This is a genomic window from Arthrobacter sp. Y-9, from assembly GCF_029690065.1.
Lineage (GTDB): Bacteria > Actinomycetota > Actinomycetes > Actinomycetales > Micrococcaceae > Arthrobacter_E.
Map to the genome: position 1 here is coordinate 2,049,241 of NZ_CP121463.1, position 25,489 is coordinate 2,074,729.

Annotated in this window: 24 protein-coding genes and 1 tRNA gene; 10 read left to right on the plus strand and 15 right to left on the minus strand. The window is 68.9% G+C overall.

Features of this window, described 5'->3' with window-relative positions; genetic code table 11:
- Positions 1 to 39: 39 nt before the first annotated feature.
- The 8 genes from P9849_RS09160 to P9849_RS09195 form a co-directional block, all read right to left on the minus strand.
- Positions 40 to 861, minus strand: a complete 822-nt coding sequence (locus tag P9849_RS09160; RefSeq protein ID WP_278266530.1) for an SDR family NAD(P)-dependent oxidoreductase — start codon at positions 859 to 861, stop codon at positions 40 to 42.
- Positions 862 to 896: 35 nt separating this feature from the next.
- Complete coding sequence (locus P9849_RS09165; protein WP_278266531.1) at positions 897 to 2,216, minus strand: threonine/serine exporter family protein; 1,320 nt, start codon at positions 2,214 to 2,216, stop codon at positions 897 to 899.
- Between the two features lie 150 nt (positions 2,217 to 2,366).
- Positions 2,367 to 2,798, minus strand: a complete 432-nt coding sequence (locus tag P9849_RS09170) for a universal stress protein (protein ID WP_278266532.1) — start codon at positions 2,796 to 2,798, stop codon at positions 2,367 to 2,369.
- 196 nt (positions 2,799 to 2,994) lie between these two features.
- Complete coding sequence (locus P9849_RS09175; protein WP_278266533.1) at positions 2,995 to 5,328, minus strand: glycosyl hydrolase family 65 protein; 2,334 nt, start codon at positions 5,326 to 5,328, stop codon at positions 2,995 to 2,997.
- Positions 5,329 to 5,419: 91 nt separating this feature from the next.
- Positions 5,420 to 6,154, minus strand: coding sequence for a beta-phosphoglucomutase family hydrolase (locus P9849_RS09180; protein ID WP_278266534.1), 735 nt, complete (start codon positions 6,152 to 6,154; stop codon positions 5,420 to 5,422).
- A gap of 9 nt (positions 6,155 to 6,163) precedes the next feature.
- Positions 6,164 to 7,195, minus strand: coding sequence for a LacI family DNA-binding transcriptional regulator (locus P9849_RS09185; RefSeq protein ID WP_278266535.1), 1,032 nt, complete (start codon positions 7,193 to 7,195; stop codon positions 6,164 to 6,166).
- A gap of 762 nt (positions 7,196 to 7,957) precedes the next feature.
- Positions 7,958 to 8,563 (minus strand): hypothetical protein, encoded by a 606-nt coding sequence (locus P9849_RS09190; protein ID WP_278266536.1) that lies wholly within the window; start codon positions 8,561 to 8,563, stop codon positions 7,958 to 7,960.
- Between the two features lie 9 nt (positions 8,564 to 8,572).
- Positions 8,573 to 9,478, minus strand: coding sequence for an AvrD family protein (locus tag P9849_RS09195; protein ID WP_278266537.1), 906 nt, complete (start codon positions 9,476 to 9,478; stop codon positions 8,573 to 8,575).
- A 105-nt stretch (positions 9,479 to 9,583) separates the two neighbouring features.
- On the opposite strand from P9849_RS09195, the gene P9849_RS09200 reads away from it, so the two are divergent.
- On the plus strand, positions 9,584 to 10,189 hold the full coding sequence (locus P9849_RS09200; RefSeq protein ID WP_278266538.1) for a TetR/AcrR family transcriptional regulator: 606 nt from the start codon (positions 9,584 to 9,586) through the stop codon (positions 10,187 to 10,189).
- Positions 10,190 to 10,342: 153 nt separating this feature from the next.
- Here the strand turns inward: P9849_RS09200 and P9849_RS09205 are convergent.
- Positions 10,343 to 10,415: transfer RNA gene (locus tag P9849_RS09205), tRNA-Ala, on the minus strand.
- Positions 10,416 to 10,551: 136 nt separating this feature from the next.
- A complete protein-coding gene (locus P9849_RS09210) occupies positions 10,552 to 10,992 on the minus strand; it encodes a MarR family transcriptional regulator (protein WP_278266539.1) in 441 nt (146 codons plus the stop codon).
- Positions 10,993 to 11,042: 50 nt separating this feature from the next.
- Here P9849_RS09210 and P9849_RS09215 point away from each other — a divergent pair, with 50 nt between their 5' ends.
- From P9849_RS09215 to P9849_RS09225, 3 genes are read left to right on the plus strand one after another with little or no spacing between them, the layout of a single operon-like run.
- Positions 11,043 to 11,465 carry an organic hydroperoxide resistance protein gene (locus P9849_RS09215; RefSeq protein WP_066210439.1) on the plus strand — a complete coding sequence of 141 codons (423 nt, stop codon included), beginning with the start codon at positions 11,043 to 11,045 and terminating at the stop codon, positions 11,463 to 11,465.
- A gap of 1 nt (position 11,466) precedes the next feature.
- Positions 11,467 to 11,862 (plus strand): DUF1304 domain-containing protein, encoded by a 396-nt coding sequence (locus P9849_RS09220; protein WP_278266540.1) that lies wholly within the window; start codon positions 11,467 to 11,469, stop codon positions 11,860 to 11,862.
- Positions 11,863 to 11,877: 15 nt separating this feature from the next.
- The gene (locus tag P9849_RS09225) at positions 11,878 to 12,888 is read left to right on the plus strand and encodes an NADP-dependent oxidoreductase (protein WP_278266541.1); all 1,011 of its coding nucleotides are present in this window, start codon (positions 11,878 to 11,880) and stop codon (positions 12,886 to 12,888) included.
- A gap of 337 nt (positions 12,889 to 13,225) precedes the next feature.
- On the opposite strand, the gene P9849_RS09230 is transcribed toward P9849_RS09225, so the two are convergent.
- The 4 genes from P9849_RS09230 to P9849_RS09245 all read right to left on the minus strand — a co-directional run bounded on the left by P9849_RS09230 (position 13,226) and on the right by P9849_RS09245 (position 16,478).
- Positions 13,226 to 13,906, minus strand: a complete 681-nt coding sequence (locus P9849_RS09230) for a DNA alkylation repair protein (protein WP_278266542.1) — start codon at positions 13,904 to 13,906, stop codon at positions 13,226 to 13,228.
- Positions 13,907 to 14,040: 134 nt separating this feature from the next.
- Positions 14,041 to 14,385 carry a zinc ribbon domain-containing protein YjdM gene (locus P9849_RS09235; protein ID WP_278266543.1) on the minus strand — a complete coding sequence of 115 codons (345 nt, stop codon included), beginning with the start codon at positions 14,383 to 14,385 and terminating at the stop codon, positions 14,041 to 14,043.
- A 117-nt stretch (positions 14,386 to 14,502) separates the two neighbouring features.
- Positions 14,503 to 15,723, minus strand: a complete 1,221-nt coding sequence (locus P9849_RS09240; protein ID WP_278266544.1) for a PLP-dependent aminotransferase family protein — start codon at positions 15,721 to 15,723, stop codon at positions 14,503 to 14,505.
- 56 nt (positions 15,724 to 15,779) lie between these two features.
- Positions 15,780 to 16,478: a TetR/AcrR family transcriptional regulator gene (locus P9849_RS09245; RefSeq protein ID WP_278266545.1), complete on the minus strand. Its 699-nt coding sequence runs from the start codon at positions 16,476 to 16,478 to the stop codon at positions 15,780 to 15,782.
- Between the two features lie 120 nt (positions 16,479 to 16,598).
- On the opposite strand from P9849_RS09245, the gene P9849_RS09250 reads away from it, so the two are divergent.
- From P9849_RS09250 to P9849_RS09270, 5 genes are all read left to right on the plus strand, one after another.
- A complete protein-coding gene (locus tag P9849_RS09250; protein WP_278266546.1) occupies positions 16,599 to 17,600 on the plus strand; it encodes an ABC transporter substrate-binding protein in 1,002 nt (333 codons plus the stop codon).
- 27 nt (positions 17,601 to 17,627) lie between these two features.
- A complete protein-coding gene (locus P9849_RS09255) occupies positions 17,628 to 18,548 on the plus strand; it encodes an amino acid ABC transporter permease (protein WP_278266547.1) in 921 nt (306 codons plus the stop codon).
- Entirely contained in the window at positions 18,548 to 19,306 is a 759-nt protein-coding gene (locus tag P9849_RS09260) for an amino acid ABC transporter ATP-binding protein (RefSeq protein WP_278266548.1), read from the plus strand. The genes P9849_RS09255 and P9849_RS09260 overlap by 1 nt, the downstream gene beginning before the upstream one ends.
- A 109-nt stretch (positions 19,307 to 19,415) precedes the next feature.
- Entirely contained in the window at positions 19,416 to 21,128 is a 1,713-nt protein-coding gene (locus tag P9849_RS09265) for an amidohydrolase (protein ID WP_278266549.1), read from the plus strand.
- Between the two features lie 3 nt (positions 21,129 to 21,131).
- Positions 21,132 to 22,856, plus strand: coding sequence for a thiamine pyrophosphate-binding protein (locus P9849_RS09270; RefSeq protein WP_278266550.1), 1,725 nt, complete (start codon positions 21,132 to 21,134; stop codon positions 22,854 to 22,856).
- Positions 22,857 to 22,898: 42 nt separating this feature from the next.
- On the opposite strand, the gene P9849_RS09275 is transcribed toward P9849_RS09270, so the two are convergent.
- On the minus strand, positions 22,899 to 23,654 hold the full coding sequence (locus tag P9849_RS09275) for an SDR family NAD(P)-dependent oxidoreductase (protein WP_278266551.1): 756 nt from the start codon (positions 23,652 to 23,654) through the stop codon (positions 22,899 to 22,901).
- A gap of 434 nt (positions 23,655 to 24,088) precedes the next feature.
- Between P9849_RS09275 and P9849_RS09280 the strand changes: the two genes are divergently transcribed.
- A complete protein-coding gene (locus P9849_RS09280) occupies positions 24,089 to 25,480 on the plus strand; it encodes an NAD-dependent succinate-semialdehyde dehydrogenase (protein WP_278266552.1) in 1,392 nt (463 codons plus the stop codon).
- The last annotated feature ends 9 nt before the right edge of the window (positions 25,481 to 25,489 follow it).

Consider the following 25,489-nt stretch of genomic DNA (forward strand, 5'->3'; position numbering starts at 1 on the left):
GGGGCGGCTCCTCCCTCGCCTGACCCGGCCTGACCGTGCTCAGGCGATCCAGGGGCGGGTGAAGCCGAGGACGCGTTCGCCGTCGCCGTCAGCCAGGGAGACGCCGACGAAGTTCCGTGCGGCATCGGAGGTCTGATTCCGGAAGTGGAAGTCCGGCGCGGTCGCGATCTCCGCGATCGCGGCACCCGCGCTCACTGCGGTCTGGGCCTGGGAGAACGCCCCGGCGGTGCGGCTGACATAGGCGTCGAGCAAGGCTCCGTACGCGCCCGCGTCCGTGGGCCGCGCGACGTTCGCCACGAATTCACTGGCCACCGCGGCGGGCTCGATCACGCCCACCTGCACGCCGAATCGTTCGGCGACCACCGCGAGCGACTGCATGAAGCCCTCCACCGCGAACTTCGCCCCGCAGTACGCGTCGGCGAACGGCTGGCCCACGGCTCCGCCCACGCTCGTGACGGTGAGGATCCGGCCACTGCCCTGTTCCCGCATGCCGGGCAGGACCAGCTTGGCGAGGTTCACCGGGGCCAGGTAATTGACGTCCAGCTGGGCCTGGATCTGGTCCATCGACAGCTGTTCGGCCGTCGCCACGCTGCCGCGGCCCGCGTTGTTGATCAGGACATCGATGCGGCCGTGGTCGGCGAGCACGTCGCGCACCACCCGTTCGGCGGCGCCGTGATCCACGACGTCGAGCTCCCGCACGTCCAGTTCCACCCCGGCGTCGCGGGCGGCGGCGTGGAGGGCGGTGGCCCGGGAGGTGTCGCGCAGCGTGGCGACCACGGTGAGACCTCGGCGTGCCAGGTCCACGGCGGCATGCAGGCCCATGCCGGAGGAGGTTCCAGTGATCAGTGCGACATCAGACATGCGGTCATCGTACGCCCCCGCACCGCGCGGACGGATCAGCGCGTGCGCCACCTGAGACGCGCGAGATGCACGCCGAGCGCGACCCCCGTGCCGATGCCCAGGCTGATCGCCGCGGCGGTGCCGAAATGCTCCGCCGCATTGCCCCCGCCCATCGCCTGAAGGATGCCGAAGAACACCGGGATCCCAGGCAGGAGAGCGCCCGTGATGCCCATGAGCGCGAGGACCTGGTACGGATATCCGGTGCGCTTCACCAGGGCGGCACTCACGAGGCCGAGGACCACGGCCGAGAGCGAGCTGGCCCAGACCGCGGACAGGCCCGCCACGTGCAGGAAGACCTGGTTGACGGCGGCCGTGACCAGGCCGAGGAACGCCGCCGGCGCGACGAGTGCCGCCCTCCCGCCGTTCGCGAACGCGTTGGCGACCGCGCCCAAGGCGGAGAACACCAGCACCAGATACCACGGCAGGGTGGGCAGGGCGTCGAGCCGCGGATGGGCCATGCCAAGGACTTCCCCCAGCGCGAACGTGAATCCTCCGCCGATCGCGATCCCTCCGGCCGCGATGGCGACGCTCGCCACGCGCGTCATCGCGGACAGATGGTCGGCTTCGATCGCGTCCGTGACCGCCCCGATGACCTGCGGCAAAGGGATCAGCAGGAGCCAGTTCACCGCGATCGCCGCGGCCGCGCCCACCGGATCCACGAAACCGAGCTGGACGAGGACGGTGGCGAAGGCGCCCGCCGCACAGCTCTGCACAGCGATTGCGAACAGCCGCGGCAGCCTCAGCCCGCCGACCGCGACCCCCACCAGGGAGGTCACCGCCTGCACGAGGGCCGCGGTGACCCAGGCCTGCCAGCTCACGCCCAATTGCATGCTGATGAAGAACGCCAGGAGGGTCAGCCCGAGCGTGACCACCCACCACGGAGTGACCGAGTCGCGGAGCCGTTCGACCTCCAGCCGCGCTGCCGTGAGGCCGTCGTGGGCCGCGGCGGAATCGGCCCAGCCCCGGGCGTCCTCGATGGTGCGCTCAGCGAGTCTGTCGAGTGCGCGCGCCCGGGTGCAGTCGATGGCGTCGAGCGAACGGGCCGCCCCGGAGAGGGTGACCGTGCCGCCGTCGCGCGTGACGGCTTCCAGCAGCAGCATCCGGCCGAAGGAATTGAGCACGAGGCCGTCCAGGCCGAGCTCACGGCCGTACCTCCCGAGGGCCTCCTCGGTCTGCCGCGTGGTCTGGCCGGATTCCAGGAAGCCGTGGCCCAGCGCGGACAGGAAGGCGAGGCGGAGACGCACCTTCTTGGCGGAGAGACCCTCTGCCGAGGGCTCGGGCGCGCTCAGGCCGGAGGATGAGGCTGCTGCTTCCATGCCTCGATCCTAGGGTGCCCCGGCCCGGCCTGCGGGGTCACGCAGCCGAGCTCGGGGGAACCCGCCGAGATCACGGGCTGCAGCCCGCGCACGCGGACCTGACCCCCGACCTCGGCGCCGTCACCCAGCCATGGCACCCCGGCGTGCGGACTAGTCGGTGGTGTCCGCGATGTAGACGTTGCACTTGGCTTCGTGCGCCACGGAGTTGGCGACGCTGCCCAGGACGCGGGCGAGGCCCTTCATGCGGCGGTTGCCCACCACGATCACGCTGGCGTCGTGCTGCTCCGCGTGGGCGATGAGCGCCTCAGCGGGCGTGCCCACCACGGAGAACGACTCGACCTGGACACCGTCCGCGGTCAGGTTCGCGGCGACAGTCCGGGCGGTCTCCGCCGCCTTCTCCTGGCGGTCGCCGAAGACCACGGCACGCTCGTAGTTGGCGCCGTGCAGCGATGCCTTGGTGCCCTCGTACGCGGTGACCACATGCAGCGTCGCGCCGAAACCCTGGGCGAGGCGCAGGGCCTGCTCGGCGGCCCGTGCCGCGGTCTCGGTTCCGTCCACTCCGACGACGATGATCTCCGGCATGCTGGTGCTCCTTCTCAACGATGATTGCCTGCTCAAAACGGTACCGTGCGCACCGTCCGCCGAGGCGGGATCATCCGTAACAAACGCCGGAACTCGGGCCGAAAGTGATGGAGAAAACACCGGCCAGGGCGGCGCAGGCCATGACGCCGGCCGAGCGGCCGACGACGGCGGTCCCCCGCCGTCGTCGGCCGCTCACTCAGGCACGGGTCAGCACCGTCTGCAGGCCGGCCGTGGCGGGCGACTGCGGGAAGACGCTCGGCGCCGGAGCGGGAACCTCCGCCAGGTCGACCGTCACAGGCTCCGCGCCCACCAGGACGACCTGGTCCCGCACCTGGATTTCCAGAGGATCGCCGGAGTCGACGCTGAGCGTGATCGCGCCCGGCGCCAGCCGTACCGAGAGCACTGAGCCGCACATCCGCAGACGGAACGCGAGCCCGTCCCAGCCCTCCGGCAGCCGGGGGTCGAAGAGCGGGCGCTCCCCCTGATCACGGAAGCCCGCGAAGCCGTTGACGAGCGCGGCCCAGACGCCGCCCGCCGAGGCCGTGTGGACGCCGTCCACCGTGTTGTGGTGCAGATCGTCCAGGTCGATGAACGCCGCCGTCGTGAAGTGCCGCAGCGCCACATCCCCATAGCCGACCTCGGCCGCCATGATGCCCTGCACGCACGCCGAGAGCGTCGAGTCGCCGGTGGTCAGCGGATCGTAGAAGTCGAAGGCACGCTGCTTCTCCTCGGCGCTGAAGTCCTGCCACTGCAGGAACATCGCCAGCACGGTGTCCGCCTGCTTGAGCACCTGGTGCCGGTAGATGACCAGCGGGTGGAAGTGCAGGAGCAGCGGGTACTTGTCCCGCGGCACGTCCCAGTCCCACGGCTCCAGCGTCATGAAATCGGCGTCCTGGGCGTGCACGCGCAGATCGCTGTCGTAGGGCAGGGTCATGCGCTCCGCGGCTTCGGACCAGAGCTGCCGTTCCGTCACTCCGGCGAAGGGCCCCTCGACGGCGGCCGCGGCCCGGAGATTGAACCGCGCCATGACGTTCGTGTACAGGTTGTTGTTGACCACGGCCGTGTACTCGTCGGGGCCGGTGACGCCGTGCAGGTGGAAACGCCCGTCCTTGCCGAAGAAGCCCAAGGAGGCCCACATGCGGGCCGTCTCGGACAGGATCTCCGCGCCTTCCCCGGTGCGGAACTCGTCGTCGCCCGTCGCCCAGACGTACCGGGCCGCGGCGAAGGCGACCGCGGCGTTGATGTGGAACTGCGCAGTGCCGGCGGCGTAGTACGCACTGGCCTCCTGGCCGTTGATGGTGCGCCAGGGGAACAGCGCGCCGTCCACGCTGAGCTCGGCGGCCCGGGCCCTCGCGGCGGGCAGCATCGAGTGCCGGAAGGCCAGCACCTTGCGGGCGGCATCCGGGGAGGTGTAGCTGAGGTAAGGCATCAGGTACACCTCCTGGTCCCAGAAGTAATGGCCCTCATAGCCCGACCCGCTGACGCCCTTGGCGGGGATCCCGGACACGCCGGCCTGCGCGGTCGCCTGGCCCAGCTGGAAGAGGTTCCAGCGGACCGCCTGCTGCAGTTCCGGCTGACCGGGAAGTTCGATGTCCGCGGTCGACCAGTACTGCGCCCAGTGCTCGGCCGATTCCGCAGCGAGCTCCTCGAAACCGAGAAGCGACTCCTCGGCACGGGCCAGGAGCGTCTCCGGCGTCTCCGGACCCACGGCGTAGGAGACGCGCTTCTCGAGCAGGAACTCCTCCCCCGGATCGACCGGCAGGACGTAGCGGACCGAGCTCCGGTCGGCGTCCGTCTCCGTCGAGAAGGGCGGGAGGGCGCCCGGCGCCACGTGATCAACCGCGACGGCGACGCTCTGGCGGGATGCCGCCGTCGTCCAGGCGAGCCGCAGGGAGCCCTTGGAGCCGTCGCTGAACGCCGGCATGAGCACCCGGCCGGCGTGACGGCCGGACCGGCGGGGGTCGTGGTCGGAGTGGTCCTCGGCCGGCTGATCCTGCCGGTTCACCACCTGGGAGACGGCATCCAGCACGATCCGGCGGTCCGCGCTCAGGCGCAGTTCGACGGCCATCGAGCCGCGGTGCCCCTGGCCCAGCACCCGGCGTTCGACCGTCGTGACGACCGCACCGGAGGCGCACTGCCAGACGACGGCGCATTCGTAGATCCCGCTCGCGAAATCGAGGGTGCGACGGTAGTCGAGAACCGGCACCGTGCCGAGCGAGAGCTCCTCGCCGTCCACGCGGAGCAGGGTCTCCTGGACGTCGGGCACGTACAGCATCCGCTGGCCCTGCTTGGCGAAGCCGTAGGCGTTTTCGGCATGGCGGATGTCGAATGTCTCGTGGAAGCCGTTGATGAAGCTTCCCGGCAGGAAGGCGTCGGCGGCGGAAGCATGGGCGCCGCGCACCCCGAGATGACCGTTGCCGAGGGCGAAGACGGTCTCCAGGGCGCCCTCCGAACCGGGGGCGTAGGAGGTCTCGAGCAGGGCCCAGGGCTGTGCGGGGAATCGGGTGCGGTCAGCGGAGATCAGTGACATGGGAAGGCTTTCGGACGCTGGATCGATCGGGGGGCGCCGGGACCTGGGGGAAGAGTCCCGGCGGAGTGTGGGGGGGTGGGGTGCCTGAGGGTCAGGCCGGGAGCAGCTCGTCGAGGTCGGACACCACGAGCGTGGCGCCGGCGGAGCGCAGGACGTCCTCCCCCGCTCCACGGTCGACGCCGATCACGGCGCGGAACCCGCCGGCCGCTCCGGCCTCGACTCCGGAGACGGCGTCCTCCACCACCGTGGCGGCGGCAGGGTCGACCCCGAGCAGCTCGGCGGCTCTCAGGAACGTGGCCGGATGCGGCTTGCCGGGCAGCCCCTCGCGGGCCGCGACGTTGCCGTCCACCACGATGGGGAACAGATCCGCCATTCCCGCCGCCTCGAGCACGGCCGGCGCGTTGCGGGACGATGAGACGACCGCGAGCTTCACGCCGCGCTCCCGGGCCGCGGCCACGAAGCGGGACGAACCGGGGTACGGGTCGATGCCGTCCTCGATGATCTGCGCGAACAGCCGGTTCTTGAGGTTGCCGAGGCCGCGGACGGTGCGCTCGGTCGGCGCGTCGTCGTCCTGCCCCTCGGGAAGGGTGAGACCCCGGGAGGCCAGGAATTCGCGGACGCCGTCGTAGCGCGGCCGCCCGTCGATGTGGGCGTAGTAGTCGGCGTCCGTGTACGCCGGCCCGACGCCTTCGACGGCGAGCACGTCCTCGAACAAGGTGCGCCACGCCTGCTCATGGGCGAGCGCGGTGGGGGTCAGCACGCCGTCGAGGTCGAACAGGAGCGCCTCGGTGCCGTCCCAGATCGACGTGTTCAGTGATGTGGTCATGGGGAGTCCTCAGGGTTGACGCCGGGGGCGGCGGGTGGTCTTGCGTTCGATCAGGGCGACGGGCAGGCGGTGGTCCTGGGGTGCCCCGCCCGCGCCGCGAAGCCTCTCGGCGAGCAGGTCGGCGGCGAAGGCCGCCTGGTCCGCCACGGGCTGGGCGACGGTCGTGAGTCCGAGGACCGTGCTCATCGGATGATCGTCGATCGCGATGAGCGAGACGTCCTTCGGCGCGGACAGCCCGTGCTCGCGGAGCGCCTTGAGCGCTCCGAAGGCGGCCTCATCGCAGGCCGCGAACACGGCCTCGGGAAGGCCGCGGTTATCGATCAATTCGGTCATGGCCCGGTACCCGCCTTCGATGCTGGACGGTTCCTTGATGATGCGGTCAGGGTGGACTTCGAGATGGTGCTCCGCCAGGGCCTGGCTGAACCCTCGCAAGCGGTCACCCGCGGTGCTGACGGTTCCACGGTCGTCCTCGCCGGCTGCCAGGATGGCGAAATCCCCATGGCCGAGGCCGAGGAGGTGGCTGGTCGCACGGTGAGCCGCCTGGACATCATCGATCCCTACGGTGTCCCACGGTACGCCGCTCAGTCCCATGCTCGCCACCTCCAGAGGTGAGGACGCGAGAGCCTCCACCTCTTCGCCGTCGAGGTCGACGCCGAGGAGCAGGACCCCGTCGACACGCTGAGCCAGAGCGTCCAGATCGCCGAAGATCCTCTTCCGGACATCGGCGCGTCCCCGCAGGCTGATGAGCACGGAGTCGAGCCCGCTGTCGGCGAACACCTCTTCGGCCGCTTCGACGGCCTGCGCGAAGAACCAGGTGGTGGCCGTTGGGACGATGATCGCCACGGATCCCGTTCTGCCGCCGGCCAGTCGAGCCGCGGCGGACGACGCGCGGTATCCGAGTTTGGCGGCCGCATCCTCGACACGTCGCTGGGCGTCCTCGGAGACGTTCGGGAGTCCCCGCAGAGCCCGCGAGACGGTGCAGATGGACAGACTGGACAGCAGGGCGACGTCCCGGATGGTCGCGCGGTTGCGCTCAGTCAAGGAACACGGCCTCAACCCTTTCATGGTGCACTTTTCCGGCGCGATGGAGTCAGCGCCGAAAGAGATTGTAAGCGTTTACACTTGCCGCTGACAACGCTTCAGAAAAGGATGTCCCGGCGACGGCGGGGCTGCGTGGGAAGAGGTGGGCGGCCGCCGTCGAACACCGGCGCCTGACTGTCAGTTCCCGGGGACTGCGGGGCTCAGGATCCCGAGGCCGCCCGACGACGCATCGCCGCTGTGACCAGGAGGCAGATCGCGCCGACGAGTGTCAGGACGAGGCCGGCCAGGAGGAGGAGCTTCTCTGAACAGGAACAGCCGGCGCTCCAGGCGGGGACCGCTCGAGCATCTGGCCGGGCGGCACTGCGAGCCGGGCTTGGGCTGCTGACCGGATCGGCATGACACCCGCGCCCGATCAGCAGCCCTCCAAGCACCAAGAGCCTGAATCCCAGCGGCGGGGAGATGGCGCAGGCGATCCATCGCGAAACGGCTCCGCGTCCTGCGCACCTTCGCGCGACCGTCCCCGTCGGCCTTGCCCCCCAGAACAAAAGGCCGCCGTGGCCACCTTCAAGCCCCCAATGACATGAAGGTGAACCCGATGTAGCGGGTGCGCGCTCCTCCCACCGAGGGGTCTCCCCCATCAGGTGCTCGCGAGACGTCACCGTCTCAACGCCTTTACGTTACACCACCTGCCGTAATCTGCGAACGTCGTGAAACAAATGATGACGGAGCTCGTCGGCCGCCCGCTCCTGGAGAACGCGCAGGTCAGGCCTTGCCACAGGCCGGCTCACCGTCGGCTTCGAGCAGGGCGACGATCTGACCGATCGTGTCCGCCATGAGCTGGGGCAGCTCATCCCATCGCCCGGTGAAAGCCACCAGCTCCTTCGTCCCGAGTCCCGAGGACACGATCAGCCAGGCCGCGGACTCGCACTCGACTCCGGGACGGAGGCGACCCGCCGATTTCGCCAGTTCCAGTTGGCCGACCACGAAGGCCTTCCAGGTGCGGAAAGGGTCGATGCGGCGCTCGGGATAGAGATGCCGGGACTCCTGCGCGATTCTGATGCCCGCACGGACGATCGGCCGCGAGCTGATGTTCACGGCCACCGCGCGAAACGTCGCCTGGAGAACCGCGAGCGGATCGCTTCCGGCAGCCGCGCCGACGCGCTGAGCCTCCCGCATGCTGTCGCCCTCGGCGTCCAGAATGGCCGCACCGATCTCACGAACGGACCCGAAGTGGCGACCCACGTCCCGGACCGGTTCCCGCAGCGCCTGGGCCACGTCGTCCAGGGTCACGTCCGCCAGGGGCGTGGAGACGAGCAACGACGCCGCGGCAGCAAGGATTTCCTGCCGGCGATCTGGGTCCGAAATCATGCTGATGCCTCATCCTTCTGTGAAATACGCCAGATCCGCGACGCCCTCGACGCCGACCGACGCCAGGGACCGGACCCGCAGCGTCCGCAGCCGCCGTCCGTCGATCACCACGCCACCCTGCCGGTCGAGGGTCGTGACGGCGTCGAAGGCGCCGGGGGCGATGGGCCGGTGACCGTGAATGGCGATTGTCATCGTCCGCATCCAGAGATTCTCGACGCCGCCGCGGTCCGTCGCATCGGTCCGGTACACCAGCGCCTGGGCCAGTTGGCCCATCGTGACGAGGAAGTCGATCGCGGACGCCTGCTCCGCGCCGGGGTCGGACGCCGGACCGATCGCGAGGAGATGCCGGGACCTGAGTCCGCCGCTTGCACCGTCGAAAGCCTCCACCGAGGACGCGATCGAGTGGCTCTTGTACTCCAGATCGCCGATTGCCAGGACGCCGGCCGATGACCTCATCCCGGCCACCGCGAGTCCCAGTTCGACCGTCATGTTCCCCACCCGGGCGGAGCACCATTCAAGGGCCTGGCCCTCCACCGAGCGCCTGCCCATCTCGAGTGTGACCGGCACATCCGCCAACCGGCTCCACGGCTCGCTCCCCGCCCGGATCTTCACCCTGCGGATCCAGAACCGCGCATCAGCAGGGGCCGCCGCGGCCCACCGTGCGGGGTTCGTGGCGAGCGCCGCCATCGGGAGCACCACAGCGTCCACCGAGCTCAGGTGAGGTCGGCGCGAACGCCCGTCAGGCCCGAGCGACCAGCGCGCCGGATAGGTGACCCGGCCCCGCCACCGGCTGCCGTCGCCGTCGTCCGCCTCCGTCAGTTCGTGCTCCACCTGGCGATACCCGCCACCGAAGTACCGGTCTTCCGCGGGACCGAGTTCGTCGTCGAGACTCGATCCGCCAGGCTTCTCCCCCACGACTTCTCCTTCACCGCGCAGAGTTGCGTTACAGCGCCATCCCTATATTAATTCACCGCAGGGGCGCCAGAATCCGCGATCCAAGCGGCTTGGTAGACTGGCCGCATGGCAACCAAACGAGGCCGGCCGCTTTCTTCTGATGTCAGCGAAGCGCTCCGAAAGGCCGCCGAACGCATCATGCAGAGCTCCGGTTATTCGAGCCTCACCGTGGACGGTCTGGTCGCTGAAGTCGGCACCACGAGGCCGACGTTTTATCGCAGGTACCGTAACGTCGGACATCTCGCGTTCGACGTCATTCAGCACCGGTTCGGTGTGAATGAAATCGACGACACGGGGGCACTCAGCACCGACCTCCTCCGCCTGCAGCGACAGGAAGTCGCCATGTTCGCGGACCCGCTGCTCCGGAACAACCTCCCAGGCCTGCTGGAGACGATCCGGATCGACGAGTCGATCCGCGTCCTGTATCTCACACAGTTCATCGCCCCACGGCGCGGCAATGTGCAGGCCGTGCTCAACCGGGCGGTCGTCCGCGGAGAGCTGGAGGCCGAGCAGATCGACCTCGACTGGATCTGTGACCTTCTGCTGAGCCCGCTCCTCACCAAAGCGTTGCTGCCGGTGGGCGCGGGCCTCACGGACGAGCTCGCCCGGCGAACGGCTGAACTGGCCTTCGATCAGCTCATGGCGACCGCCGCCCCTGCCGCCAGGGTCTGAGCCGCCAAGATCTGACAAGGCGCGACGACGGTCGGCGAAGTCGCGGCCAGGCATGTCACCGCAACGGCGGGGCACGTCAGCGAGGCTCGGCGCGGCAATCGACCACACCTCGGGAACGCCGAAGGGCCGGTCTCTCGACCGGCCCTTCATCTGTGGAGGTAAGGGGATTCGAACCCCTGACCTTCTGCATGCCATGCAGACGCGCTACCAACTGCGCCATACCCCCATATTCACTTGTCCACCTCGCCGGGAAATCATTCCCCGCCGCTGCGACTCATATAGCTTAGACCACCGGTGGCGGATCGCCCAAATCGAGGCCTGACCTGCGTTTCCATTCCCCGAAACGCGCGCCGCCCCACCCCTCAGCGGTGCCCGTCGAGGGAGCTCATCACGGTGGTCAGCAGGCTCTTCAGCTTCTCGGCATCCTCCCGGTCGAGTCCCACGATCTCCCCCAGGCGGCCAGGCACCTCCGCGACCACCTCGCGGAGGGCCAGTCCCTCAGGGGTCAGGGAGACCAGCACCCGCCGTTCATCCTCCGGCGAGCGGTGACGAGTCAACCTTCCCGCCGTCTCGAGACGCTTGAGCAGCGGCGTGAGGGTGCCGCTGTCGAGCCGCAGCCGCTCCCCCAGCTCGCCGACGCTCAGCGAACCCTCCGCCTTCCACAGCGCGAGCATCACCAGATACTGCGGGTAGGTGAGGCCCGATTCGGCCAGCAGCTCCCCATAGGCGCGCGTCACGGCGCGCGATGCCGCGTGCAGCGGGAAGCAGAGCTGCGCGTCGAGGTCGAGTTGTTCGTAGGACATGCCTCCATTCTAGATTGCGCATTTGTATTTTGCACAATATAGTTGCGTACATGACTACAAAAGCTCTCTACACCGCCACCGCCGTCGCCCATGGAGATGGCCGCAACGGCCACATCCAGTCTTCCGACGGTCTCCTCGACGCTCCGGTCCGCACCCCGAAGGAACTCGGCGGCGCCGGCGGGGCCACCAACCCGGAGCAGCTCTTCGCCGCCGGCTACGCCGCCTGCTTCCACTCGGCACTCAAGCTGGTCGCCGCGCAGGCCAAGCTCGACGCCGGGGAGTCGGAGGTCGTCGCCGACGTCTCCCTGCACTCCCTCGACAACGGCGGCTACGGCCTCTCCGTCCGTCTTGAGGTCGACCTGCCCGCCCTCCCGCGCGAGCAGGCTCAGGAACTGATCGAGAAGGCCCACCAGGTCTGCCCGTACTCCAACGCGACGCGCGGCAACATCGACGTCGAACTCGCGGTGGCCTGACATGACCGTCCTCGCCGTCGTCGGCCTCATCCTCAGCGGCATCGCCGCGCTCGTGCACGTCTTCATCTTCTGGATGGAATCCTTCGCCTGGACTTCGCCGCGGGCGCGTGCCGTGTTCGGCACCAGCGAGACGGAAGCCGCCGCCACTCGTGAGCTGGCCTTCAACCAGGGCTTCTACAACCTCTTCCTGGCGATCGCCGTCCTGCTCGGCATCATCCTCGTGGCCGCCGGCCAGCCCGCCGTCGGCAGCACCCTCGTCTTCACTGGCGCCGGCTCGATGGTCGCCGCCAGCCTGGTGCTCCTGCTCTCCAGCCCGGAGAAGGCATCCGCAGCGCTCAAGCAGGGCGTGATCCCCGCGCTTGGCGTCATCTCCCTCATTCTCGGCATCACCCTCTGACCCGGAAGGAACCCCATGACTGACTTCACCACCACCGAGATCCAGCTCGCACGCCGCCCCGAAGGCTGGCCCGTGCCGGAGGACTTCACCACCGCGACCGTCTCCCACCCCGCGCTCGCCCCCGGTCAGGTCCGCGTCCGCAATGAGTTCATCTCCGTGGACCCGTACATGCGCGGCCGGATGAACGACACCCGCAGCTACGTAGCCCCGTATCCCCTGGGTGAGGCGATCGCGGGTGGTGCCATCGGCCGCGTGGTGGAGTCCGCTTCCGAGGATCTGCCCGTCGGCACGGTGGTGTTGCACCAGCATGGCTGGATGGACGGCGTCCAGGACGCCGCCGAGACCTTCCGCGCCGTTCCCGAGATCCCGGGCGTGCCCCTCTCCCTGCGTCTGCACATCCTCGGCATGACCGGCCTCACCGCCTACGTGGGCCTCACCGAGATCGCGAACCTCAAGGAAGGCGAGACCGTCTTCATCTCCGGCGCAGCCGGCGCCGTCGGCACGGCTGCCGGCCAGATCGCGAAGCTCCTGGGCGCCAAGCGCGTCATCGGCTCCGCCGGTTCCCCCGAGAAGGTCGCGCTGCTGACCGAGAAGTACGGCTACGACGCCGCCTTCAACTACAAGGACGGCGACGTGCGCGAACTCCTCGCGGCCGCCGCTCCGGAGGGCATCGACGTCTACTTCGACAACGTCGGCGGGGACCACCTCGAAGCCGCGCTGGACGCGTTCAACGACGGCGGTCGCGCGGCCCTCTGCGGCGCGATCTCGGCGTACAACACCACGGACCGCACGCCGGGTCCGGACAACATGGCCAATCTGATCACTCGCGGTCTGCGGCTCCAGGGCTTCACCCTCGGCTCCTACCTGCATCTCGGCCAGGAGTTCTCCGAGCGGATGAACGGCTGGTTCAGCGAGGGCCTCATCAGCTATGACGAGACGATCGTGGACGGCGTCGAGAACACCGTCGAGGCGTTCCTCTCGATGATGCGCGGCGCCAACACCGGCAAGATGCTCGTGCGCATCTGATTCTCCAGCGGTCCGACCCCCGGCTTGGTGGGAGACCCACGGAAATTTCCGTGGGTGGTCCACGAAGCCGGGGGTCTTTTCGTTGCGGGACACCCTCACAACGCCGAAAGGGCCCGGAACCATGGAGGTTCCGGGCCCTTTCAGCGCGGCACGCCCTCCCCAGTGCGGCCGGGTCTGTGGGGTGGGACCTTGGCGCTGGAGTGTTCCGGTCCACCTCACTGCTATCGGCTTTCTTCCCCTCCCCAGCCGTCTTGCTGACAACCTTGTCCGCAGTGACCATGACTTGGAGTCACATCGCCGGGCCCGTAGTGAGAATCGGAGACGACGTCGGCGGGCCTCAGCCTTCCTTGCGGCGCACCATCTCAGTGATCCACACCGGGGCGAAGGGCGAGGTGCAGCCCGGCGGCGTGGGATAGTCCTTGAGGACTTCGAGCCGCTCCCCGATCTCCAGGGCACGGGCCCGCAGGGAAGGGTGTTCGATGCCGATCTGCGCGAGACAGTGATTCATCGCCCACTGCAGGCGCTCCGGCGCGTCCTTCATGCGGGCCTCGATCGTGTCCAGGAGGCCATCAAGGTCCAGGCCCTCGGGCTTCTTGGCGACCCGGTCGACCGTAAGCATCCATCCCGCACTCGCCACCACGGGGTCCTCGTCCGCGAACCAGAGGAGCCGCAGGTCCTCGGTGTGCGGGGACTTCTTGACGACGTAGTTCACCAGCCAGTCCTGCACCTTGGGGGCACGGGCTTCGCGCAGCATGGTATCGAGTTCGTCGCGGCTGAAATCCTTGGGACGGCAGATCAGCAGGGACAGCAGCCTGGCCGCGGTGTCGTCTGTGGCCCAGAGTTCGCGGGCGAGGTCTTGCTGGGTCTTCAGACGTTTGGCGATGGCCCGCAATTTGCCGAGATTCACGCCATGATCGTCACCATGCCGGAGATTGACCTCACGGGCCCGCGGGTCATCCAGTGCGGCGAGTTCCTCCAGGAGCCCGGCCACGGTGGTCGTCTCGGTGGTTGCGGTCATCGCGTCTCCTGTCGCTCGTGGACTACGTGGTGCACTGTGTCCGGGCGCACTGTCTCCTGGTGCGCCGTGTCCCGCTGCTCTGCCTCAGAGCGCTCAGTGTCAGCCTACGCCGCGGGAGCGCAGACCGATCCGGATCAGACCTTCTTGACCACGCTGGACTTGAGCTGCATGGGCCCGAAACCGTCCACCTTGCAGTCGATGTCGTGATCCCCCACGCCGTCGATCAGCCGGATGTTCCGCACCTTGGTTCCCACCTTGATCGCCGTGGGGCTGCCCTTGACCTTCAGGTCCTTGACGATGGTGACGGTGTCGCCGTCGGCGAGCACATTGCCGACGGCGTCCTTGATGACCTTCTCCGCGGCCTCCTCGGTGGACGTGGACTCCCATTCGTGGGCGCATTCCGGGCACACGAGGAGCGCGCCCATCTCGTAGGTGTACTCGCTGGAGCACTCGGGGCAGGAAGGCAGGGTTTCACTCACCGTCAGATTTTATCCGGGCAGGACCGCCCGCCGCACCGCGCTCAGGTTCGCGACGCCGCGTAAGGGCCGGCCGCGCTGCGCGACGGCCGGCCCTCTCCTTTTCATGCTTGCTTCGGCTCACCGACCGGCGATGGCGCCTCCCAGGCGCTTCACGCCCTCTCGCAGGGTCTCCTCGTCCTCCAGCGAGAACGCCAGCCGCAGCTGAGAGAGGCCCGGCGCCCCGGCGCCGAAGTCCGGACCGTCGTAGAACGCGGTCCCCGGAACGAAGACCACCTTGGCATCGATCGCGGCATCCAGCACCGTGTGGCAGGAGACTCCCTCGGGCAGATCCAGCCAGGTGAAGAAGCCGCCGCGCGGCACGCTCCAGCGCGTCCCCGCCGGCATGTGCTCCTCCAAGGCCTCCCGCACCGCGGTGGCCCGGCCGCGGTACAGGCCACGCGCCGTCGTGAGCGCCGCCTGCCAGCCATGACCCAGCACGTACTCTTCGATGAGCGCCTGGCTCAGCACCGAGGCGCAGATGGTCGTGGCTTCGGAGGCGAGCTGCAGCGGACGGCGGAGCGGTTCGGGCGCCACGGCCCAGCCCACCCGGAGACCAGGCGCCACGATCTTGGAGAACGATCCGAGGTAGATGACGTTCTCCGGATCGAGCTGCTGCATGCTCTGCTGGACCTCGCCGTCGAAGGACAGCAGGCCGTAGGGATTGTCCTCGATGATCGGCACCCCGGCGCGGCGGCACACCTCGACCACCTGTGGGCGCCGCTCGGCCGAGAGCGTGATCCCGGTGGGGTTGTGGAAGTTCGGGATCGTGTAGAGCGCCTTGACCGTGCGCCCCTGCGAGCGCAGCCGGGCGATCGTCTCCTCGAGGGCGTCGGGCCGCAGGCCGTCCTGGTCCATGGCGACGTGCTCCACGTCCACCTGCAGACCCGCGAACACGCCGAGCGCACCCACATAGGTGGGCCCCTCGGCCAGGATCACATCGCCCGGATCGCACAGCAGCTTGATGACCAGTTCCAGGGCCATCTGCGAGCCCGCGGTGATCTGGACGCTGTCCGCGTCCACCGGGATGCCTTCCGCCGCCATGACCTGCACGACGGCGTCGCGCGCGCCCTGCGTTCCGGTGCCCGAACCGTACTGGAGCGCTTCCATGCCTCGCTCCGTGACGATCCGCGAGGCCGCGGCTCCCATCTCCGCAAGAGGAAGGACGGTGAGATCCGGGTTGCCGCCGGCCAGCGAGATCACGCCCGGCTGCATCGAGACCTCCCAGAAGTCGCGTACCGGAGAGGGGCGGTAGCCGGCCGCACGGGCGGCGGGCTGGAGGAAGGTGGGGGTAGTGCTCATGGTCGCCTCATTCATGGTGGGAGCGGCACCGGCGTCGTCGCCGGTCTGGCCTGATTTCAGTGGTAGTCGACGGCGGCCGTGTCAGCGCCGCGCGGGAGTTTCAGTTCGGATTCGACGAAGCTGTGGAGGATCGTGTGCATGCGGGGCGCCGTCATACCGAAGGTGCCGTTGATCGCCTGGAAGGCGAGTCCGTCGGTGAGACCCAGGACCGTGTTGACGACGTCCTCCACGGATCGTTCGGTGACCGCCTGGCCGGAGTCGAGGGCGTCCTGAATCGCCTCGGTGAAGAGGCGCTGCCAATAGCGCAGCCGATCGTTGACCTTCTCCGCCAAGGCGACGTCCAGACGCGCCGCGGCATAGAGCTCGAACCAGAAGCCCCACGCGTCGGTGAAGTCCTTCTCCCCCATGACGGCGTAGTCGATCAGGCCGCGGAGCTTGCGGGCGGCGTCCGCTCCGCCGTGCCGAGAAGCGATCTGTCGCCATTCGGCCTCGGACTCCTCCATGCGGTGCTCCACGCAGGCCTCGATCAGTTTGTCTCTGGTGCGGAAGTAGTGCTGGATCATGCCCACGCTGAATCCCGTGGCATCCGACACCGCCCCGAAGGAACAGCCGGACAGGCCGGAATCCACGATCACGGACGCAGTGGAGCGAAGGATTTCGACCCGCCGTTCGGCGATGGCCTCCTCGGTGACGGCATTGCTCCTGCGACGCACCACGGTGCCCATGGACTTCCTCCTGACGGATTGCAGTGACATTCAGAACGCTAGCGGATCGCCCTTGACAGTGACTCGCATCACTCAAATAATAAGTTGAACTTATTGAAGTTTTCAACAGCAACCCCAGCTGCCTCCCCACCCAGCCGCCAAGGAAGACCCATGAAAAAGATCGCCCCGAAGAAGATCACCCAGAAGAAGACCGCCGGCCACCTGGCACGCCGCACTGCTCTCACCCTGACCGCCCTCGTGCTCGTCGCCGGCACCGCAGCCTGCACCAACACCGAGACCCCGACGGCGGCGGGCACCCCGGGAGCCTCCGGCGCCAACGCCCCCGGCGGAGTCGGCGCGGGCGGCCGCGCCGCCGCGGAGGCCGTGCAGGCCGATCCGGCCGTAGAAGCCCTCGTCCCGGCGACCCTCAAGCAGAAGGGCGCCCTCAGCCTCGTCACCGACCCCACCTACGCCCCCATCACCTTCACCGACAGCAACGGCGCCTTCGTGGGCCTGGAGCCGGACCTCGCCGTCGCGGTCGGCAAGAAGATGGGCCTGAAGGCGGACTTCAGCAAGGGCGACTTCAACGGCATCATCGCGGGCATCCAGGCCAAGCGCTACGACGCGTCCTGGGCCGCCTTCTCCATCACCGCCGACCGCGCAGCGCAGGTGGACATGGTCAGCTACATGAAGGGCGGCACGTCCGTCATGGTGAAGAAGGGCAACACCTCCGGCATCCAGAAGGTGGAGGACCTGTGCGGCAAGACTGTCGCGGCGCAGACCGGCACCACCCAGGCACTGTCCGTCCTGCCCGCCTTCCAGAAGCAGTGCGCGGATGCCGGCAAGGGCCAGATCACAGCCCTGATCCTCCCCCAGCAGGACAATGTGAACCAGGCCGTCTCCACGGGCCGCGCCCAGGCCATGGCTGCCGACAACGCCCTCGTGGCGTACTACTCGCAGCTGCAGCCGGACGTGTTCTCCGCCGTGGACAGCATCCTCGTGGAACCTGCGCTCACGGGTGTGATCACCAATAAGGCGGACTCCGCCCTCGCCAAGGCGTTTCAGAAGGCTCTCGGCTCCCTCATGGCGGACGGCACGTACCAGAAGATCCTCTCGGCCTGGGGCATGTCCGCCTCCGCGATCCCGGCCTCTGAGATCAACCCCGTCAAGTAGCCCGCGCGCCGAACCCAGGAGCACCCCGTGACCCCTTCCAGCCCCGGAGCCGTGACCGTAGACCACGGCCGGATCGACTACCTGGCCATGTCCGGCCTCCCCGTCCTGAAACGACGGCGCCCGGGCCAGGTGATCTCCGTCATCGTGATCGCCTTCCTGCTCGTCCTGATGGTGGGCACCCTGCTGACCAACCCCGGCTTCGGCTGGCCGACCGTCGGCAAGTATCTCTTCGACACGCGCATTCTCGCCGGCCTGCTCCTGACCCTGGAGCTGACCGTCATCGCCGAGGTCATCGGCTTCGCGGTCGGGATGGTTCTCGCCGTCATGCGGATGAGCCCCAACCGGCTCATCTCCGGTGTGGCCGGCGCCTACATCTGGTTCTTCCGCGGCACACCGCTGCTCGTCCAGCTCCTCTTCTGGGGTTTCGCCGCGGCCCTGTTCCCCACCATCGGCATCGGCATCCCGTTCATCGGACCGAACTTCGTGGAGTGGAACACCAATGACGTCATCTCCCTGATGGGCGCGGCCATCCTGGGCCTCGGTCTGAACGAGGCCGCGTACACCGCGGAGATCATCCGGGCCGGTCTGCTCAGCGTTCCCGCCGGTCAGACCGAGGCCAGCCGCTCCATGGGCTTCAGCCACCTGAAGACCCTCTGGTACGTGGTGATCCCCCAGTCCATGAAGGTGATCATCCCGCCGATCGGCAACAACGTGATCTCGATGCTCAAGACCACGTCCTTGGTGATCGTGATCGGCGTCGGTGATCTGCTCTACAACGCCCAGCAGATCTACGCCCAGAACCTCAAGCAGATCCCCCTGCTGATCGTGGCCAGCATCTGGTACATCGCCCTGACGAGTGTCCTGAGCTGGTTCCAGTCGCGGCTCGAGAAGAAGTACTCCAAGGGCACCGCCCGCCCGGCCAAGCCCGCCAAGAAGGAGGCCCGCTGATGGCTACCGTCGAGTTCCTCAATGTCCATAAGAGCTTCGGGCCCGTGGAGGTCCTCAAGGGGATCGATTTCCGGGTGGAACCGCAGCAGGTCGTGTGCCTGATCGGCCCGTCCGGCTCCGGCAAGTCCACGCTGCTGCGCTGCGTGAACCACCTCGAGGTCACCACCGCCGGCGCCATCCTGGTCAACGACCAGATGATCGGCTACAACGTGCATGGAGACCGACTGGTCGAGGCGTCCGACGCCGAGATCGACCGGCGCCGCTCCCGCATCGGCATGGTGTTCCAGAGCTTCAACCTCTTCGGGCATATGACGGCCCTGGAGAACGTGATGTTCGGCCCCACCAAGCTCCTCAAGACGCCCAAGGCCCAGGCCGAGAGCGAAGCCAGGGAACTCCTGGCCAAAGTCGGTCTGGCCGAGCGTGCCAACAACTACCCGTCCCAGCTCTCCGGCGGTCAGCAGCAGCGGGTGGCGATCGCCCGGGCCCTCGCCATGAAGCCGGACCTCATGCTGTTCGACGAACCCACGTCGGCCCTGGACCCCGAGCTGGTGGGCGAAGTGCTCGACGTGATGAAGCAGCTGGCCGCGAGCGGCATGACCATGATCGTGGTGACCCACGAGATGGGGTTCGCCCGGGAAGTGGCGGACGTCGTGGTCTTCATGGACGGCGGCGTGATCGTGGAGCAGGGCCTCCCGGACGACGTCCTCCTGAACCCGCAGCACGAACGCACCCGGTCCTTCCTCTCGAAAGTCCTCTGACGGAAGTCCGCTGACGCGGAACCTTGCCCCAGCCCCGGGATCCCCGCACCCGGCGCCTGCCGTCACGGACCACTGTCCCACCCTTCGCCTCATCGACCGAAAGCCCACCATGCGCACCCTCACCACGTTCCACCGGCCCGCCTCCCAGGCCCACCCGGTGGTGCTCCACCACGCCACGTTCCACACCCTGGAGGACGGGTCCTCGCCGGAGGCCCTCCTCGTCTTCGGCCAGGACATCGCCGCGACCGGGACGCTTGAGCACTGCCTCGCGGCAGCGGCTGCCCTGAGCCCCGCGGAGCCGGAGGTCGTCGACCTGGGCGGCGCCGTCGTCGTCCCCGGCTTCATCGACGCGCACGCCCACCCGCTCATGTATGGCCAGCTCATGACGTGGGTGGACTGCGGCCCGGAGAAGGCCGGCTCCATTCCCGAGATCGTGGCGCTCCTGCAGGAGGCCGCCCGGGGACTGCCGGCTGGCCGGCCCGTCCGCGGGTACGGCTACGAGCACCGGAACCTCGTCGAGGGCCGGCACCCCACGCGCCAGGAGCTGGACCAGGTCTCCACCGACCGCGAGGTGTACCTGATGAACGCGTCGGGGCACGGCGGGGTCGTGAACAGCTTCACCCTGGAGCTCCACGGCGTCACGCGGGACACCTCGAATCCCCCGGGCGGCGAGTTCTTCCGGGACGCCGACGGCGAGCTGACGGGCGAGCTGTCCGACGCCGCCTGCAACGTCCTCACCGGCGTGCACGGCGTGAAGGTGGGCCATCACGGCCCGAACTTCCACCTCGCCGACGCGCCGGAGGAGCACCTCCGCCAGCTCGCGGCCGCTCAGGAGAAGTTCCTGGCCGGCGGGGTGACCGCCATCGGCGACGCGCAAGTGTCCCGTCGCGAGTTCGACATGTACCTCCGCCTCGCCGAAGCCGACGGCCTGAAGACCCGCGTCAGCATGTACCTGCTGTCCCATCTGCTCGATGACGCACTGGAGATGGGCCTGCACGGCGCCTTCGGCAACGACATGCTGAGCTTCGCCGGGATCAAGCTCTACGCGGACGGGACGCTGGGCGGCTGGACCGCGTACTTCCCGGACGGCTACGTCGGCGACCCCTGCCGGACCGGCCAGCTCTATCATGAGCCCGCCGAGTACCGGGAGCTGATCCGCAAGGCTCACGCCGCGAGCATCCAGACGGCCACGCACGCACAGTCCCCCACCGCGCTGGAGATGGTCATCGGAGCGATCGAGGCGGCCCTGGAGGACCGTCCGGACGACGACGCACGCCACCGGATCGAGCACTGCGGGCTGCCGACGCCCGAGCAGATCGACCGGATGGCCGCCGCGGGCATCCACCCGGTCAACCAGCCGCAGCACTACTACAACTGGGGCGAAGGGGTCACGGCCGCGATCGGCACACCCGGCGAGCGCTTCAACCCGCTCGGCGAGTTCGTCCGGGCCGGCGTGCCGGTCACCATCAGCTCCGACGCCCCCGTGGCGGATCCTCTGCCCCTCGAAGCCATCCAGGCTGCGGTCACCCGGGTCACCCGACGCGGCCACCGGCTCGGTTCCCTCGACCTGCGGATCAGCCGCGAAGAGGCCCTGAAGGCGCACACCCTCACGGCGGCCCGGGCGATCGGCCGGGAGACCGATCTCGGATCCCTCGCGGTCGGCAAGCGGGCCGACTTCGCGGTGCTGTCCGCCGACCCTCTCACGGTCCCCGAGGAGGAGATCGCCCGGATCCAGGTCATCCAGACCTGGGTGGACGGGCGACGCCGCTTCCTCGCCGGAACCCCCACCGCCCTCCCCGCACACCACGCGACCCAGGACTGAGACATGAACACCATCACCTCCCCCGAGCAGCAGCCGATCGAAGCCGGACCGCACGCCAACGCCGGACTCGCGATCATGACGACCCTGAGCAACTACGGCATCGACACCATCTTCGGCATCCCCGGCACCCACAATCTCGAGTTCTACCGGCACCTGGCGCCCCTGGGCATCCACCCTGTGACCAGCCGCCACGAGCAGGGCGCCGGGTACGCCGCGGACGGCTGGGCGCAGCAGACCGGGTTGCCCGGCGTCGTCATCACGACCTCCGGCCCGGGCCTGCTCAACGCCCTCTCGGCCGCAGGCACGGCCTATTGCGAATCCCGCCCCCTCCTCCTGCTCTCCCCCGGTCCTGCGCTGGGCGACGAGTTCGCGGACCGCGGCGCTCTGCACGAGACCAAGGACTCGACGGCGGCCGCCGGGGCGATCGTCGAATGGAGCCTGCGCGCCACCTCCGCCGAGGAGGCCGTGGAGGCCATCCACCGGGCCTTCGCGCTGTTCCGGGGCACCCGTCCGCGCCCGGTCCACCTCGAAGTGCCCCTGGACGTCCTCGAAGGCCCTGCCGCGCTGAGCAGGCGGCTCCTCGCCGCACGCCCCGCGCCGGATCCCTCCTTGGCGGACGACGACGCCGTCGCCACCGCCGCGCGATTGCTCGCCGGGGCAGCCCACCCGGTCATCCTGGCCGGCGGAGGATCGCTGCCCGGCCGTGGCGCTCTGCGAGCCTTGGCGGAATCCCTGCCGGCCCCCGTGGTCACGACCCTGAACGGGAAGGGCGCCCTGCCCGAGTCCCACCCGCTCTCCCTCGGCTCCGACATCCGTCTGCCCGCGGCACAGGCATTATGCAATGACGCCGACGTCCTGCTCGTCGTGGGTTCCAAGGTGGGCGAGGCCGAACTCTGGGGTGGCGAGGTGGCGCCCCGTGGCACCGTGATCCGGGTGGACATCCTGGAACGCCAGATGGACACGAACCTGACCGCGGACGTCCGGCTGGTCGGACACACCGCGGCGGTTCTCCCGCAGTTGCTCGAGGCGGTGCGGAGCGCGCTCTCGGAGGCGGCGGCCACGGCCACCACGGGCCATGAACCTCGCGGCTCCGGACTCACGGCCCGGCTCATCGCGCTCCGCACCGAGCTGAAGGACGCCGGCCGGGCGATGGCCCCGGATCTCGCCGCCCTGGCCTGCGAGATCCAGGCCGCGGTTCCGGCGGACACGATCATCGCCGGCGACTCCTCACAGATCACCTATTTCGGCACGTCCACCTTCATCCCCCAGGACGAGCCGCACTCGTTCCTCTACACTCCCGCCTACGCCACGCTCGGCTACGGGCTGCCTGCCGCGATCGGGGCCAAGGTCGGAGCTCCGGACCGGCCGGTGGTGGCCGTCGTGGGCGATGGTGCCCTGATGTTCGCGGTGCAGGAGTTCGCCACGGCGGTGGAGCAGGGCCTGGATCTCGTGGTCGTGTGCGTCGACAACGGCGGCTATGCCGAGATCAAGCAGAACGAGGCGGACCGTGGGATCCCTCCGGTGGGCGTCGAACTGCGCCAGCCGGACTGGGCTGCTCTCGCCACGGCCTTCGGCGGCCACGGGGTGTCGGTGAGCGCCCCGGCGGAGGTGCGGTCCGCCGTCGAGCAGGCTCTCGCTGCCGGAGGCGTGCAGCTCGTGCATGTGCCGCTCAGCATTTTCAGCGACGCCCGCCCGGGCGGGGAATCGCCGGCGGACGCTCAGGACTGAGCCACGGGTTCCGGGGCGGAGCCGCCCCGGAACCCGTGCCAACTACTGCGGAGCCATCCTGAGGGCGCCGTCCATCCGGATGGTCTCGCCGTTGAGGTAGTCGTGCTCGACGATCATGGTCACCAGGCGGGCGTACTCCTCGGGGCGGCAGAGCCGCTGCGGGAAGGGGACGCTCGCGGCCAGGCCCGCGCGGTACTCCTCGCTCACCGTGGCGAGCATGGGGGTGTCCACGATCCCGGGGGCGATGGTGCAGACCCGGATCCCGTGCCGCGCCAGGTCGCGAGCGGCGGGCAGGGTCATGCCCACGACGCCGGCCTTCGACGCGGAGTAGGCCACCTGGCCGATCTGGCCTTCGTAGGCGGCGACGGAGGCGGTGTTGATGATGACGCCGCGCTGGCCGTCGTCGTCCGGGGCCGTGGCCGCGATGGCCTCCGACGCATAGGCGAGGACGGTGAAGGTCCCGAGGAGGTTGACGTTGAGCACCGTGGCGAACAGCTGGGGGTCGTGGACGCCGTTCCTGCCGAGGATGCGGCGGCTCGGGGCGATCCCCGCACAGTTCACCACGGTGCGGAGCGGCAGCTCCGCACCGGCCTGCTCGACGGCGGCCCGGACCTGCTCTGCGTCGGTCACGTCCGCGGGGATGAAGGTCACGCCGTCGGGCGCCGGAACGCGCTCCACCTGCTGCGGGAGGTCCAGAGCGAAGACGCGGGCCCCGCGCTCCACGAGGGCGGCCGCCGTGGCCGCTCCGAGGCCGGAGGCCCCTCCGGTGACGAGAGCTGCTGTGGCGGTGAGTTCCATGGACCCGGCTCCTTGAGTGGAATGCGGGCCCGGGCCGGTTCGTGCCGATCCGCGGGCCCCAGGCTGAGGTGGGACGGCTTCGTGAGCGTCCTCACAGGACACTTGGCAGGCTAGCAACTGTCCCGCTCCGGGGCCAGAGCAGCCGGCGCACCGGCTTCCGGGCACCGGCCTTGGGAATAAATCATCTGGAACTATAGTATTTACTCAACAGACCTTGTGGCCGGAGTCACAGCACCCCCTCGCGGGTAACGGTTTCCGGCCCCACGCAATCCTTCGCATTCAGGGGGCGCGTGGGGATAGGCTCGTGGGGCACGGCGTCCGCGCCGCCGGCAGGGACTAGCCGAACCACGCCTGCCAGTGGAAAATGAATGCGTGTAGAAAATTAGGTCCGGTTCCCACCGGACCTCGTAGCTGAAGCGAAAAGGACACGTTCAATGGCGACGACCACAAAACAGGGCTACCGGGTCACCAACCCTGCCACCGGCGAGGTCGTGGAGGAGTTTCCCTTCTCCACCGATGCTGAGGTGCACGATGCGCTGACCAAGGCCCAGACCGCCTACGAGGACTGGGGATCCCGGACCATCGAGGAGCGCGCCGCCGTCGTGCAGCGCGCCGCCGAACTGTTCGAAGAGCGCAAGGAGGAGCTCGCCCGCATCGCCGCCACGGAGATGGGCAAGCCGTTCCACGAAGGCATCGAAGAGGCCGAGTTCTCCAGCGCGATCGTCGGCTACTACGCCGAGCACGGCCCCGCCTTCGTCGCGGACCAGGAGGTCCCGACCCTCGCCGACGGCAAGGCCGTCATCCAGCGGCTGCCGATCGGCCCGCTGCTCGGCATCATGCCGTGGAACTTCCCGTACTACCAGGTGGCCCGTTTCGCCGGCCCGAACCTCGTGCTGGGCAACACCGTGCTGCTGAAGCACGCCGAGTCCTGCCCGCGTTCCGCGCTGGCCATCGAGCAGATCTTCCGCGACGCGGGCGTTCCCGAGGGCGCTTACGTCAACGTCTTCGCCACCCACGAGCAGGTCTCCACCATCATCGAGGATCCCCGCATCCAGGGCGTCTCCCTGACCGGTTCCGAACGTGCCGGCGCCATCATCGGCGCCCAGGCCGGCAAGGCCCTGAAGAAGGCCGTGCTGGAACTCGGAGGCTCCGACCCGTACGTGATCCTGGATTCCGATGACATCAAGGAAGCAGCCGCCACCGCGTGGGGCACCCGCATCTACAACACGGGTCAGGCCTGCAACTCCAACAAGCGCATGATCGTCATGGAGGACATCTTCGACGACTTCGTCTCCGAGCTGACCGAGCTGGCCAAGGCCGTCAAGCCGGCCGACCCGCTGGAGCCGGGCGAGAACTCCTACGGCCCCATGTCCTCGCGTCGTGCAGCCGAGGACCTCGACGCCCAGGTGCAGGACGCCGTCGCCAAGGGCGCGACCCTGCACGCCGGTGGCGTTCTGGCCGAGGGCGACAGCGCGTACTACTCCCCCGCCGTCCTCACGGGCGTCACCCCGGACATGCGCGCCTTCCAGGAGGAGCTGTTCGGCCCGGTGGCCGTGGTCTACAAGGTCACGAGCGATGACGAAGCCCTCGAACTGGCCAACAACACCCCGTTCGGCCTCGGCGGCGCCGTGTTCGCGAAGGACGAGAACCGCGCCCGCCAGATCGCGGACAAGCTCCAGGTCGGCATGGCCAACGTCAACACCCCCGCGGGTGAGGGCGCAGAGCTGCCGTTCGGTGGCGTCAAGCGCTCCGGTTTCGGCCGTGAGCTGGGCCCGCTGGGCATGGACGAGTTCGTGAACAAGCGCCTCTACTTCGTGGCCAACTGATCACCCCAG

Coding starts and splice junctions, on each gene's coding strand:
- P9849_RS09160 (WP_278266530.1), bottom strand. CDS start 861: ATGTCTGATGTCGCACTGATCACTGGAACCTCCTCCGGCATGGGCCTG.
- P9849_RS09165 (WP_278266531.1), bottom strand. CDS start 2,216: ATGGAAGCAGCAGCCTCATCCTCCGGCCTGAGCGCGCCCGAGCCCTCG.
- P9849_RS09170 (WP_278266532.1), bottom strand. CDS start 2,798: ATGCCGGAGATCATCGTCGTCGGAGTGGACGGAACCGAGACCGCGGCA.
- P9849_RS09175 (WP_278266533.1), bottom strand. CDS start 5,328: ATGTCACTGATCTCCGCTGACCGCACCCGATTCCCCGCACAGCCCTGG.
- P9849_RS09180 (WP_278266534.1), bottom strand. CDS start 6,154: ATGACCACATCACTGAACACGTCGATCTGGGACGGCACCGAGGCGCTC.
- P9849_RS09190 (WP_278266536.1), bottom strand. CDS start 8,563: ATGATTTCGGACCCAGATCGCCGGCAGGAAATCCTTGCTGCCGCGGCG.
- P9849_RS09200 (WP_278266538.1), top strand. CDS start 9,584: ATGGCAACCAAACGAGGCCGGCCGCTTTCTTCTGATGTCAGCGAAGCG.
- P9849_RS09210 (WP_278266539.1), bottom strand. CDS start 10,992: ATGTCCTACGAACAACTCGACCTCGACGCGCAGCTCTGCTTCCCGCTG.
- P9849_RS09215 (WP_066210439.1), top strand. CDS start 11,043: ATGACTACAAAAGCTCTCTACACCGCCACCGCCGTCGCCCATGGAGAT.
- P9849_RS09220 (WP_278266540.1), top strand. CDS start 11,467: ATGACCGTCCTCGCCGTCGTCGGCCTCATCCTCAGCGGCATCGCCGCG.
- P9849_RS09225 (WP_278266541.1), top strand. CDS start 11,878: ATGACTGACTTCACCACCACCGAGATCCAGCTCGCACGCCGCCCCGAA.
- P9849_RS09230 (WP_278266542.1), bottom strand. CDS start 13,906: ATGACCGCAACCACCGAGACGACCACCGTGGCCGGGCTCCTGGAGGAA.
- P9849_RS09240 (WP_278266544.1), bottom strand. CDS start 15,723: ATGAGCACTACCCCCACCTTCCTCCAGCCCGCCGCCCGTGCGGCCGGC.
- P9849_RS09245 (WP_278266545.1), bottom strand. CDS start 16,478: ATGTCACTGCAATCCGTCAGGAGGAAGTCCATGGGCACCGTGGTGCGT.
- P9849_RS09250 (WP_278266546.1), top strand. CDS start 16,599: ATGAAAAAGATCGCCCCGAAGAAGATCACCCAGAAGAAGACCGCCGGC.
- P9849_RS09260 (WP_278266548.1), top strand. CDS start 18,548: ATGGCTACCGTCGAGTTCCTCAATGTCCATAAGAGCTTCGGGCCCGTG.
- P9849_RS09265 (WP_278266549.1), top strand. CDS start 19,416: ATGCGCACCCTCACCACGTTCCACCGGCCCGCCTCCCAGGCCCACCCG.
- P9849_RS09270 (WP_278266550.1), top strand. CDS start 21,132: ATGAACACCATCACCTCCCCCGAGCAGCAGCCGATCGAAGCCGGACCG.
- P9849_RS09275 (WP_278266551.1), bottom strand. CDS start 23,654: ATGGAACTCACCGCCACAGCAGCTCTCGTCACCGGAGGGGCCTCCGGC.
- P9849_RS09280 (WP_278266552.1), top strand. CDS start 24,089: ATGGCGACGACCACAAAACAGGGCTACCGGGTCACCAACCCTGCCACC.